Below are 12,646 nucleotides of genomic sequence, written 5' to 3' on the forward strand. Positions count from 1 at the left end.
ATTCTCTGTTTCAACCTATAACATGTGAAATATATAACTTATAAAAATTAGGTCTTTAAAAGAAATATGGCGATACCAACTCATTGTCGACCGCTGATTTTGCTGAGCACCGTTTTAACACTCGCGGGATGCCAGCTCGCCCCTAATCAGGCTAAGCCTTCAGCCCCTGTAGAGGTATATGCAGAGCATTGGCTCAAGGGTCAAGATGCATCTGCACAGCAAAAACAGGGGCTTACGGCTTATTTGGCGTTGGACGAAGCATTTATGAGCATTGCCTCACGCCTACACTTGATACGGGAGGCCAAGCACAGTCTAGATGTCCAATACTATATTTGGGGAGATGACTTTATAGGCCATATGATGTTGCATGAACTGCTGAATGCTGCGGATCGTGGGGTGAAAGTACGTTTATTGATTGATGACCAAAACGGTACTGCACTTGATGAAACTTTCAAGAAGCTGACCGCTCATCCCAACTTTGAAATAAAATTATTTAATCCTTACAAATACCGTCATTTACGTGTGATTGATTACGCTTTCCGCTTCAATCACATTAACCATCGTATGCATAACAAACTGATCATTGCTGATGGTGCAATTGCGGTAACTGGTGGTCGTAACATCAGCAGTGAATACTTTGATGCCAGTGAAAAGTTCCAATTTACCGATTTGGACATTTTGTTTTATGGACAAGCTGTAGAAAATGCGAATAGTGTATTTCTAAGTTTCTGGAATGATGATCTCAGTTATACAATTCCCCAATTAGTCGGTCGTGGAACAAAAGAAGAACTGGCTCAATTAAAACAGCACTATGAAGCGGATGCCTTAGATAAAAATGTGATTGAACGGAAAATTGATTTGGCTCGGATACAAGTCGATTCAGAGCTGACTAAACATCCTGTTAACTGGGCAAAAGCTCATTTCATTGCCGATTCTCCAAATAAAATTCGTGGTGAAGCAGAGCCTGATGAAATCATTGTCAAACAAATGTTCGATTTGATGGGCAAGCCTGAAAAGCATATGGAGTTGGTCTCCGCATATTTTGTTCCAACCACAGCAGGTGCTGACTACCTTTCCAATTTGGCAAAAAATGGAACTCGAGTTCGGGTCTTAACCAATTCGTTATTGGCTAATGATGTTGCCATTGTGCATGCATTTTATAAAAAATATCGCCGTGGCTTGCTCGAAAATGGTGTCAAATTATATGAGTTTAAACCCTATATCGAACGAGAGAAATACACATGGTATGAAGTGGCAACTGGTCATGTGATTCCAGCTAAAGGTCGAAGTTCCTCACGGCTCCATGCCAAATTTTTTGATATAGATGGAAAGGTCTTTGTCGGTTCGTTTAACTTTGACCCGCGCTCAGCCCATTTAAATACAGAAGTGGGCTTAGTGGTGGAGTCAGATCAATTGCAAAATGCAATCTCACACAAGTTAGATGAATTTCTCCCGCATATTGCATATGAGTTAAAACTCAACTCTCAAGGCGATATCATTTGGCTTGAACATCAAAAAGATGGAACTGTCATTGAACATCAAAAAGAACCCGAAACTACAAAATTTCAGCGTTTTATGATGAAAGCCGTGTCATACCTCCCCATTGAATGGATGATGTAATTACAGGTGAATGACATTATCCATGTTCTCTAATGCAAGATAGCTTTCTGTTTAGGCTGAGTTGGTTTGTTTTTAGGCTCAGCTTAAAAATGCTTTAGCTATTACTACTCTTAATAAACGCCATTGAATATAAGACTCGAACAAAATAATTGGATTTCATACCTAAATTCATTCAAGGGCTTGAAAGGTTTTACTCAGTACACACTTTGATTTAACATGCAGCCCTTCTTTTTATCTCTCCTTTACAAAGTTTAGTAATGCAATTTTTTGATTTAAGTCGTCAGTTTAATCTCAGCAATATTTTACCCCCCTACAAAACACTAGAAGATCTTGCTCGACAAGAATGGTTTCTAAGTAAAGTGCGTGTTGAACATGACTGCTTGAGTGACAATGACATGGTTGAAGGACAAGTTGTTTTAAAATCCAATCAAAATATCCAAATCGAACTGGAGTGGCTTATCCAAGATACAGGCCATGAACTTTTGGTTCAGTTTAAAGGGATCGAAACAGCTGCAAGCGAAGAGACTTTTGTTTTGGTGAAAGGTGCACAATTGATCGATGAATCGCAACAACCACTTTCGGCAGGTGCACTCAGCCTATGGATTGATGGAACATTATTTCCTATGCTGCCACAACTACGTAAACAGATTAAAGCGCGGCTTAATCTCTGGGACTATGTTGAGTACGAAGACTAAAGTAGACCAACCATTTACGAATGCTGGAACATTCAGTTATGTGGATAATCCAAATAGTTACCTAAAGTAAGCCTATTTCAGAAAATAAGTTGTAATAAGCCTCGGCTTTTTTCTCTAAAGCCAAAGGATAGGCACGAGAAGAAGATGGCATCCGATAAAGCCTCAGCTCTCGCCCAGCAAAATGTGTCTCGGACTTCATACCAATTTGTGGTTTTAACGTACCCGTAGGCATAGACAGCATGAGCGTATCAGTAGCTTTATCGCCAGTCGTCATCACACTATGACATTCGGGCATTTTTTCAAGTAAATGTTGTATATTGGTTGGGGTAACAATATGCAAAAACTTATCTGAAGCATTGCCTTTTTGGCGAATCACTTCATAGGCCGTATCAAAAATCGCAATGCCCCGTTCATTTAAAAATGTACGGATCTTTTGTTCTTTAAATGTCTTCTGCTCGATATTGAGAAAATAATTTTTATCTTGGAAAAAACACAGACCAAATATTTTCCACATATCATTTTGAAAATTTGGATAGTAAAAGTCCATTTTCCAGCGAGTCTTGGGCGGCGGAAAGCTGCCCAGCATTAATAATTTGGCATTAGCTGGAAGGAAAGGTTTAAGTGGATGTTTTTCAATTTCAACTGAATGTGTCATAAGCTATAAAAATTTGTCTTTATTGCATTTTAAAAAGATTGGCGTATTTTTTCAGCCACTTGTTTACCCCAAAATTGATAAATTTCTTTGCTAGGGTGGAAACCATCTTCGGCCATAACGAAGTTTAAAGCCAAAAACTTCTTGAGATCGTACTCTATCCACTCCATCTGATTTTGCTGTGCGACAAATTGGCCTAATTTTAAGTTCATCGCTTTGGCATATTGACCGAACAACCATGCAAGTGGGTTTGGAAGTGCAGGAAACTGATCCATCGGTGGTACACCTGATGCAAGTGTTAGTTGTGGACTAAACTTATGTTTGAGTATTTGATAAAGCTGCTTCTGTTTTGCGATCCAAGCCTGCGGCGAAGTGAATTTTGTAATGTCATTTACGCCCACAGAAGTAATGATGACATCAAAATGCTGTGTCTCAAACGTTTGGATGGACTGAATGACCTGATCTGTGGTGAATCCCGTCGTTGCGTGTAAATAAAATTGAATACTAAACTCAGATGACAGTTCTTTTAAAATTGAACCCAATAAGGCATCATCTTGAGCATTTACACCGACGCCCGCTGCTGCTGAATCCCCCAAAATGAGCAAAGCAAGCGACTTACCCACGCCCTTTTGTCCAATGCGCGCTCCTTTGGGTTCAGCCAATCTTGGTGTATTTTTTTTGACGGCATAACCTTGAAATAGAATGACTGGAATCAAAGCCAGCGTATAAATTTTTAATCGCATATTCAGTGACTGGGTCTAAGCTAGCTGAAAGATGAAAATAGTATACGTTGAATTGCACCGATACACAGACTTAAATATTCTTCAGAAATAAAGAATTAACGTTGTTCTAGCCATTTTAAGTCTTTATCTTCGGCTATTTTTCTAAGTGACAAATATAATCTACGACTTCACTTGCCATCATACTAAAGCGACTGTTGGCAGGAACATCAAAACTTTCACCTGCATGATACAGCCTCATTTCAGTCTGTAGCCCAATTTTAACTTGGCATTGACCTGAAACGATTTCAATATGCTCTGCGACATGTGTTTCAAAAGTCAGCGGTTGATCTGTAGGCAAAATAACCCCAAGGGTCTTTTGTGAACCATCTTCACATTGAATAACATGACTAATTGAACGCCCACCAAAATGAACATTGGGCTTTTTTCTGACTGAAACAAAGTCGAATTGTGTGGACATCTTGATCACCTTTTTCTTCAATGCTACCTCGATTTTATGACCAACTCATGAATGCACTCAAATGATCATCTGGAAATAGCAACATATGTTTAGAAGGCACTCGCATAGATAAAAATAAAAAGGCTGATTTACAGCCTTTTTATTTTTATCATTAACCCAGTTTATTGACCAATTTCAGCGGTAAAATTTTCATCGCTAAACCTAGTGGTAGCCATGGCCATTTAGGAACATAGGCTTTTACAGGAGCTTTTTCAATTTCTGCGGCCAACAGTCGTGAACCTGTTTTTTCATCGACTTCAAAAGGTAGAGGTTTGGCACCCTCATTGATTTCTGTACGAATATATCCAGGGAAAATCGTGGTAACTTTGATTGGGGTATTGAGCAGTTCTGCACGAATGCCTTCAGCCAAATGTGCAACGCCCGCTTTACTTGCACCGTACGCTGTCAAATGTTTTGGCATACCGCGGACTGCACTCATAGACGAGATAACAACCAAATGTCCTGCATTTTGCTCACGGAAAATTTCGACTGCGGCTTCACACTGCGCTAGAGCTGAAATAAAGTTGGTTTCAACCGTGGCTTTATTAATTGCAAAGCTACCTTTGCCAATTCGACGCCCATCTCCAATTCCAGCATTTACAATCACACGGTCTAAACGGCCAAATTCTTGTTTAAATGCACGAAAGACTTCAAACACTTGATCGTAATTGGTAACGTCCAAACTTTTAGCAATCACACGAATACCATATTGCTGCTCAAGTTCCTGTTTCAGTGTTTCTAAACGCTCTAAACGTCGTGCACAAATGGCAAGGTTATAGCCCTTTTGAGCGAATTCACGTGCCATACCTGCGCCAATTCCAGAACTTGCACCTGTAATTAGAATTGTTTTTGTCATGGTTCGATCCTTGTTAAATCCAAGTCAATAAATTTGAGTTTTTGGCTTTAATAAAATGATGTTCATTGAGACTTAAAAGCTGAGGTTCATTCCCCACCAGTCGCAATGTAGTCATGCTGCTGTTGGCAATAGCCCAATTTAGCGCAAAAGTTTTATTCGGACTTAAACCTAAGAGTTTGCCTGCAACCACTGAAATCACACCGCCTGAAGTAAATACCACAGCATAACGCGGTTTGCTTTGAGCCAGTTCATCACACAAATCTTGTAAAGCGACTTCAATTCGACTTTTAAACTCAGGCCATGATTCATCGTATTCATGGTGATAGTCGCCACCTGTCCAGCGTTCAATTGCCCCTTCAAATATCTTGGCCAAATAAGCACGTCGGTTCGACTCTTTAGCCACATCGGCTTTGAGTAAATGTGGCTCGTTAAAACGCGGTTCGTAATGAGCAAAGACTTGCTGATGATTGAACTCATTCCATGCAGAATCTGTTAAAACATCTACTTCAGGAAAGCACTCAGCCAAAGAAATACATGCCGTTTGCTGATGTCGCTGCATGGAGCCTGACACCACCATAGGTGCTTCTTTTAAGATCTGATCAAAATATTGACCTAAAATTTTGGCTTGGAGTTCACCATTGGGAGAGAGTTGATCATAACTTTCTGCACCAAAAGATGCTTGCCCGTGGCGAATGAAATAAATAGTGGTCATTTGCCTAATATTTCCTTCATTTTAACAATGTATTTTTGAGCGACTTCATTGGCTTCAATTTTTTGTAAACCAATCAATTTAAGTGCGCGAATATGGAGAGCATGAATTAAAATCCAAAAATCTTTGAAAGCAGGGTTATTGGTCTGTTTATGGTGATAGCGATAATAAATTTGTTGGGCAATCACGGCTAAACGGAAAATGCCAAAAACTTCATAAAAGGTCCAATTCTCGACTTCTAGACCCGTTTTTTCTAAATAATAATCGACCACTTCTTTACGTGTGAACATGCCTTTAAGATTTGTCGGTTGGCGACGTGTCGCTTTAAAGAGTGCACTATCCGACTCTTCAACCCAATATGCCAAAGCCGAACCTAAGTCCATGAGTGGATCGCCAAGCGTTGCCATTTCCCAATCTAAAACGCCAATAATTTGCGTCGGATGATTCGGATCTAAAATAACATTATCAAAACGCCAATCGTTATGAATCACACAGGTTTTTGAGTCTGCTGGAATATTATCTTTCAGCCACTTTCGCACATATTTAAATGAAGGGACATTAATGGTTTTGGCTTTTTCAAAACGAGCGTCCCAACCTTCCACTTGACGACGGCAGTAACCATCACCTTTACCAAAGTTCTCAAGTTCTGTGCCTTGGTATGGCACTTGATGAAGTTCGATCAGTTTATCAATCACATTGACACATAACTCACGAACTTGGGCTTCTTTAAAATCTAGCTCTCTCGGTAAATTGGCACGTGGAATAATGCCTTCTACACGTTTCATCACGTAGAAGTCACAACCAATGACAGATTCGTCCTGACACAATGCAACCATTTCGGGAAGCACAGGATAAAAAGGGGTTAAATTCTTTTGCACATGATATTCACGTGCCATGTCATGTGCAGATTTAGCTTTGGTACCTTTGGGTGGGCGGCGTAGAATTAGATCGACATTGTCGTATTTCAATCTATACGTCCAGTTAGATGCACCGCCTGAGTATTGCGTGACTTCAATCTGCCCTTGTAGATCGATACCTTGTGCTTTGAGCCAGTTTTCTACGGCTACAGCATCCAGTTCTTCACCCGCCCGAACTGTTCCACCTACATCAATCGCTGACATTCTTTTTTCCCAAACTATCAATCTTTTCTTTATAACTTAGAAGATCATCTATTCTTATTTCAACACGATGAATTAAAGAGATGATCTTCTCCTCTATTATTTTTTACGACGCGTACTATAGCCACGTTTTGCCAGTTCTAATTTTGCAATCATGCCTTTATGGACTTCATCTGGCCCATCGGCCAAACGCAGTGAACGTGCTTGAGCGAAGAAACCTGTCAGAGGTGTATCACGCGACACACCTGCTCCGCCGTGAATTTGAATCGCCATATCGACCACTTTTTCAAGCACACTTGGCGCAACGACTTTAATGGCAGAGATTTCAGTTAACGCTGCCATATTCCCTAAAGTATCCATTTTATACGCAGCATACAAGGTTAATAAACGCGCTTGATCAATTGCAACACGTGCATCAGCCACGCGCTCTAGGTTTCCGCCTAATTTTAAAATCTCTTTCCCAAATGCTGTACGACTCATACCACGATCGATCATCAACTCTAAAGATTTTTCCGCAGCACCAATACAGCGCATACAGTGATGAATACGACCCGGTCCTAAACGACCTTGAGCAATTTCAAAACCTTGACCTGCACCACCAATAAAGTTGGAAACTGGTACACGAACATTACTAAAGCTAATTTCGCCGTGACCATGTGGTGCATCGTAGTCACCAAAGACTGGTAACATCCGTTCTATTTTGACTCCAGCCGTTTCAACAGGCACTAAAACCATCGAGTGTTGATGGTGGCGATCTTTAGTTTCATCTGGTGTATGTGCCATAAAAATAATAATTTTGGCATTGGGGTCACCTAAGCCTGAAGACCACCATTTACGGCCATTTAACACAATTTCATCGCCTTCGATCACGGCTGTTGCTTGCATATTGGTCGCATCGGATGAAGCAACAGCTGGTTCTGTCATGCAGAAAACAGAGCGAATTTTTCCATCTAAAAGCTGCGTAAGCCACTCTTGCTTTTGAGCTTCAGAGCCATAACGCCACAATACTTCCATGTTGCCACTGTCCGGCGCATTACAGTTAAATACGGTCGGCGCAAGAAGACTACGACCTGTGAGTTCTGCAATATGAGCATACTCTTGAACCGATAAACCTTGGCCCAATTCAGGACATGGCAAAAACATATTCCATAAACCTGCAGCTTTTGCTTTGGCTTTGAGCATTTCAAGTTGTGCGGGCCACTGCCATTTAGTCCAGTCACCACCTTGGTTTAGTTCATGTACCTCATGCCAAAAGTCAGTTTCTATCGGCTCAATTTCGTTTTGAATAAATTGTTTGGTACGTTCTACATAATCTTGAGCACGTGCTGAAAGTTCAAACATGGCTGCTTCCTTCGATCTATTTTGATATTTTCGCTTTACATCAACATAACCTGAAAACTAATATGAACAAAATGATTTTATTTTATAGATCAGCATGAACAATATTCATAGTAAGTCACCCATTGATATGGGGCTTTTTCATCGCATCGATATCAATTTATACCCGCTTTTTATTGCAATTTATGAGCAAAAAAGTATTTCTAAAGCAGCTCAAATCTTGTCGATTACGCAGTCTGCTGCCAGTCATGCCTTGCAGCGTCTACGTAACCATTTAAAGGATGATTTATTTGTTCGGTCTGGCAGCCAAATGCTTCCAACACCTTTTGCAGAACAAAATTACCTGATTATTAAAAATGCTTTAATTGCGATTCAAAGTATTTCTATGCAGCAGCAAAGCTTCGACCCTAATATGGTTCAAAGTCTAAAAATTGCGATTCATGATGAAATCGAACCAATTGTTTTCCCAAAGTTAGTTGCTCACTTTCAGAAACTTGGACTAAGTATTCAGTTCATGAGTAGTAAGCTGGACCGTAAAACAGTAGATGCTGATTTAGTTTCTCAACAAATTGATTTTGTGATTGATTTGGAACAAAACTTTGGCGATAAAATTCAATTTGAGAGCTTGGTCAAAGACCAGTTTGTGGCTTGTACTCAGCTCCAGCAAATCAATGCTGAATTGTATTTGGCTGCACCGCATATTGGTGTATCTTCGCGGCGTACTGGTGTTTTGGTTGAAGATGTTCATTTAAATCGTAAGCAACTGTCTAGGCAGGTTTTCTTGCGTTGTCAGCACTATTCCACTGCGCTACAAATTTTAGAGCAATATCCAAATGCAATTTTAACGATTCCTCAAAATATTTTGAGCCATTTGCATGTTTCCCCTCTACTCAATATTTTTGATGTTCCTGTAAAACTGCCGCAAATGAATATTGGAATTTTTTGGCATAAAAATTTAATGGAAAATAAAAGACACCATTTTTTAAGGAGCGAAATTCATAAAATTTTTGCTTAGGCTATTTTATAAGAATTTTAAAAAACTCGAAGTTTGAACTTAACTTCTTATCTTGACTGTCATTTGGAACCTCTAAACAACCAACGCACTAGTCTTACAAATTACTCCTTGTTTTTCTAATTCTGTATCTTTGTTATTTGCACCATAACCATTTGTAGGGCACTCAATATGAAAGTAAACAATAAGCATCTCATCTTAAGATGCTTAAAATATGGAGTAAATATTAATTTCTTAATAGCACTTATAAGGAGTTAAAACTGTTTAAAACTTAGCGACGGTACTAAGAATTCATTCTTTTTACATAGCTAGCGGCAACTGCTCTTGCTTAGCTCGTTCAAATGCATCAAAAAATTTTTCTTGTTGTACTTCCCTATTTACCACAGTGCATACTGCTTTATCTTCTGCAGTTTTTTGATCTACCTCTTCTCCCTTTCCACTACGACGGGACTCATATACCGTCCTTTGACGGAAATAACTAAATGGTTCAGCATTACTCATAAAACCGTACTTAGAGTCATGAATATAGTTTTGATAAAAGCTCATGATTTCTGGTGTTGATTCTTTATGCCAACTCGCGAACTCCCAATCATCTACGCCTAAGAAAAACTCATATGCTTTTGAAACAGGTGATAATATTCTAAAAATATTCATTCCACCAGATTTAATAGGTGCTGTTAGCTTTTGTAATTTTTCTAAGCGGCTAATTTCAGTTGCCATATCTGATGGGCCGATCGGTAATAATTCACGAAATTTATTCTCTTTACGCACATTTTGACTGACAGAGGCTATCTTACTTCTCGCCAATGTCCCATACGCACTATAATAAACTTTCATTGCAGCAGCAATTTGATCTTGAACTTTTCCTGTAGACGACATTTGTGCTTTTACCGCATCATACAAACGCTGTGTTTCATTTTGAATTTCAAACTGTTCAGTAAATAATGCCCCATATTTTTCTTTTAATTGATTATAGTCAAACATTCGAACACCTGCACTGACAGCATCTTCCAACATGTCTTTCAATGGGATACGGGCAAAGTTATCATTTACATTCTGACTACCAGGTGTATAGCCACCACCAACATCGGAATGCATGCCTGGATAAACAAGTTCTTTCCAATTTGGATTGGCAATTTGACCATTTCCTTTATGAATTAAATCGACAGGGAAAGCAAAGCGCAGCTCATTTCCTGCAACATGGTGCACACACATTTTAATGCGTTCATCAATGACCATATCCCGACCTTCAAAGGTTAAATTATTATTTAAGTTGGTCGCGGGTAAGCCAAATGAGGCAACGGTATCAAAGATACCCATAAATTTAAATTCAATAGGGTATTTTCCAGTGCCGTAACTTAAACCGTTACAATCAGATTCGCATTGCCACATAAATTGATTCGTAAATGCACGGGCTAGAGCTGCTCCACGAGAGAAGCCGAATGTAGAAATATTAATTTTTTTAATGAGGCGATGTTGCTTTAAACTAGGGCCTGTTGACATTTTCTGTTCAAAAAAATAGCGAGAAAGTAAAATTTAATCGCCAAACCAAATTTACTTCTCGCTATGCCTCGTACAATGCTGAATGATCAACACTGGTCTAAGTTACTTTCTATTTTCCGAAATTTTGATATCTATTCCAAATCTAATTTGAGAAATTTTGTCGAAGCAATACTTTATAGAATAAGAACAGGCTGCCCATGGCGTGATTTGCCTAAAGAATTTGGTTCGTATAACTCAATCTTTAAAAAATATAATCGTTGGTGTAAAAATGATAAGTTAATGAAAATATTTAAATTAATTTCTTCAAATGCTGATATGGAATGGGTTTTTATTGATGCTAGTCATGTTCGGGCACACCAACATTCTGCTGGAATAAAAGATCAGGATATTTCTAAAAGCATTGGTGGAAATAGTTCTAAAATACACTTAGCTGTTGATGCGGATGGTAATCCAATCGAAATTATTATCTCCGATGGAACGATACATGATGTCAAGATTGCTCCCAAAATGATTGAAAAACTTGATTTGAGTGAAACGGAAGTATGTTGTGCAGACAAAGGATATGACTCTGAATCATTAAGAGAACAAATATCTGTGAAAAAAACTAAAGCGAATATTCCAAGAAAATCAAATACTCAGTCAAATAATGATCATATGGATTGGTATTTATATAAAATCAGACACTTAGTTGAGAATGCATTTTGTAGGTTAAAGCAGTTCAGAGGAATAGCAACACGATATGATAAGCTAAAGTGTAGCTATGAGGGGGCAGTTGCATTAGCTTGTATATTTATTTGGCTACCTTTATCGGGTAAATTCTATACTTGAAATGTCAACAGACCCTATTATCGACCTCTGCAAAACTATACACTTTTTTTTCATTGGCATATTTACCTGTGTCTATTTCTGATTTTTTTGCATTTATAATCATGACTTGCTTTAAAGCATCATTCAGTTGATCTTCGCCATAATCTAAGCGTCGGGTTCCACCTGTCCCCACACCAAGGCCAAAACCACTATGGTCTTGCATCATAGCGAGTGCACGTTGGAATATATTTAACCCGCCATTAAAACGTGTGCCTACGCCTGATACATAGATTGCATAATTTGACTTACACCCATTACTCTCACTTTCTTGAGCATGCTGATCAGCAGATTTCCACAACCTAGCTGGATTTGACCATTTCTTTTTTTCTTCATCAGCATCTTTGTTATTACCTGTACCAGGCTTTGTTGCACAAACCTAGCCTATAAGGTTTATTCAGTCCTATAATTTCAAAATGAATAAACCTACTCTTAAAACTTATCGTACAACCAACTGGTCTTCCTATAATCGCGCTCTCATTAATCGGGGCAACATTTCCATTTGGTTTGATCCAAACACTCAGTGGTATGCACAACCACAAAACAAGCAAGGTCGAAATCAAACTTACTCCGATACGGCTATTCAATGCTGTTTAATGATCAAATCTTTATTTAGACTCTCTTTACGCATGGTCACAGGTTTTGTTCAAAGTCTGATTAAACTTTGTGGATTAAATTGGACCGCACCAGATTACAGTACGCTTTGTCGAAGACAAAAACATATTGATATTGCGATTAGCTATCAAAAAAGTAGTGATGGGCTACATCTACTCGTCGACTCAACTGGCTTAAAGTTTCTAGGTGAAGGTGAGTGGAAACGTAAGAAACATCAACCTGAATATCGTCGCAAATGGCGTAAACTTCATATTGGCATCGATGCTGAAACCTTGCAAATACGTGCAGTACAGCTTACTACAAATAATGTGAGCGATTCGCAAGTACTCGGTGATTTACTTGCTCAAATTCCCTTAGATGAACGAATTGATTCGGTCTATACCGATGGTGCTTATGACACGAAGCACTGCAGACAAGTCATTCTA

The 12,646-nt window shown here is 39.0% G+C and carries 12 protein-coding genes and 2 pseudogenes; 5 read left to right on the plus strand and 9 right to left on the minus strand.

Annotation, left to right across the window (positions count from 1 at the left end):
- The first annotated feature begins 66 nt into the window (after positions 1 to 66).
- Both F986_RS06420 and F986_RS06425 read left to right on the plus strand, forming a co-directional pair.
- Positions 67 to 1,620 (plus strand): phospholipase D family protein, encoded by a 1,554-nt coding sequence (locus F986_RS06420; protein WP_004693258.1) that lies wholly within the window; start codon positions 67 to 69, stop codon positions 1,618 to 1,620.
- 257 nt (positions 1,621 to 1,877) lie between these two features.
- Positions 1,878 to 2,315, plus strand: coding sequence for a hypothetical protein (locus F986_RS06425; RefSeq protein WP_004693260.1), 438 nt, complete (start codon positions 1,878 to 1,880; stop codon positions 2,313 to 2,315).
- Positions 2,316 to 2,376: 61 nt separating this feature from the next.
- Here the strand turns inward: F986_RS06425 and F986_RS06430 are convergent, their stop codons facing one another.
- From F986_RS06430 to F986_RS06460, 7 genes are all read right to left on the minus strand, one after another.
- The gene (locus F986_RS06430) at positions 2,377 to 2,970 is read right to left on the minus strand and encodes a uracil-DNA glycosylase family protein (RefSeq protein ID WP_004693262.1); all 594 of its coding nucleotides are present in this window, start codon (positions 2,968 to 2,970) and stop codon (positions 2,377 to 2,379) included.
- Positions 2,971 to 2,999: 29 nt separating this feature from the next.
- Entirely contained in the window at positions 3,000 to 3,710 is a 711-nt protein-coding gene (locus F986_RS06435; RefSeq protein WP_004693264.1) for an SGNH/GDSL hydrolase family protein, read from the minus strand.
- 133 nt (positions 3,711 to 3,843) lie between these two features.
- Positions 3,844 to 4,167, minus strand: a complete 324-nt coding sequence (locus tag F986_RS06440; protein WP_004693265.1) for a pyrimidine/purine nucleoside phosphorylase — start codon at positions 4,165 to 4,167, stop codon at positions 3,844 to 3,846.
- Between the two features lie 151 nt (positions 4,168 to 4,318).
- Entirely contained in the window at positions 4,319 to 5,062 is a 744-nt protein-coding gene (locus tag F986_RS06445) for an SDR family oxidoreductase (RefSeq protein ID WP_004693268.1), read from the minus strand.
- Positions 5,063 to 5,075: 13 nt separating this feature from the next.
- The gene (locus tag F986_RS06450; RefSeq protein WP_004693270.1) at positions 5,076 to 5,774 is read right to left on the minus strand and encodes a histidine phosphatase family protein; all 699 of its coding nucleotides are present in this window, start codon (positions 5,772 to 5,774) and stop codon (positions 5,076 to 5,078) included.
- The gene (locus F986_RS06455; protein ID WP_004693271.1) at positions 5,771 to 6,892 is read right to left on the minus strand and encodes a phosphotransferase family protein; all 1,122 of its coding nucleotides are present in this window, start codon (positions 6,890 to 6,892) and stop codon (positions 5,771 to 5,773) included. Before F986_RS06455 ends, F986_RS06450 begins: the two co-directional genes overlap by 4 nt.
- 96 nt (positions 6,893 to 6,988) lie before the next feature.
- Entirely contained in the window at positions 6,989 to 8,230 is a 1,242-nt protein-coding gene (locus F986_RS06460; protein WP_004693273.1) for an acyl-CoA dehydrogenase family protein, read from the minus strand.
- A gap of 94 nt (positions 8,231 to 8,324) precedes the next feature.
- On the opposite strand from F986_RS06460, the gene F986_RS06465 reads away from it, so the two are divergent.
- Positions 8,325 to 9,242 (plus strand): LysR family transcriptional regulator, encoded by a 918-nt coding sequence (locus F986_RS06465; RefSeq protein ID WP_004693275.1) that lies wholly within the window; start codon positions 8,325 to 8,327, stop codon positions 9,240 to 9,242.
- Between the two features lie 297 nt (positions 9,243 to 9,539).
- On the opposite strand, the pseudogene F986_RS06470 reads toward F986_RS06465, so the two are convergent.
- Positions 9,540 to 10,727: pseudogene (locus F986_RS06470) on the minus strand (T6SS phospholipase effector Tle1-like catalytic domain-containing protein); the annotation flags it as partial.
- Positions 10,728 to 10,805: 78 nt separating this feature from the next.
- Here F986_RS06470 and F986_RS06475 point away from each other — a divergent pair.
- Complete coding sequence (locus tag F986_RS06475; protein ID WP_004693281.1) at positions 10,806 to 11,570, plus strand: IS5 family transposase; 765 nt, start codon at positions 10,806 to 10,808, stop codon at positions 11,568 to 11,570.
- 19 nt (positions 11,571 to 11,589) lie between these two features.
- On the opposite strand, the pseudogene F986_RS06480 reads toward F986_RS06475, so the two are convergent.
- Positions 11,590 to 11,967, minus strand: a pseudogene (locus tag F986_RS06480) (T6SS phospholipase effector Tle1-like catalytic domain-containing protein); the annotation flags it as partial.
- A 55-nt stretch (positions 11,968 to 12,022) separates the two neighbouring features.
- Here F986_RS06480 and F986_RS06485 point away from each other — a divergent pair.
- Positions 12,023 to 12,646: IS5 family transposase (locus tag F986_RS06485; RefSeq protein WP_004693285.1), on the plus strand; the 624-nt coding region annotated here is incomplete at its 3' end.

Source organism: Acinetobacter johnsonii CIP 64.6 (genome assembly GCF_000368045.1).
GTDB classification, from domain to species: domain Bacteria; phylum Pseudomonadota; class Gammaproteobacteria; order Pseudomonadales; family Moraxellaceae; genus Acinetobacter; species Acinetobacter johnsonii.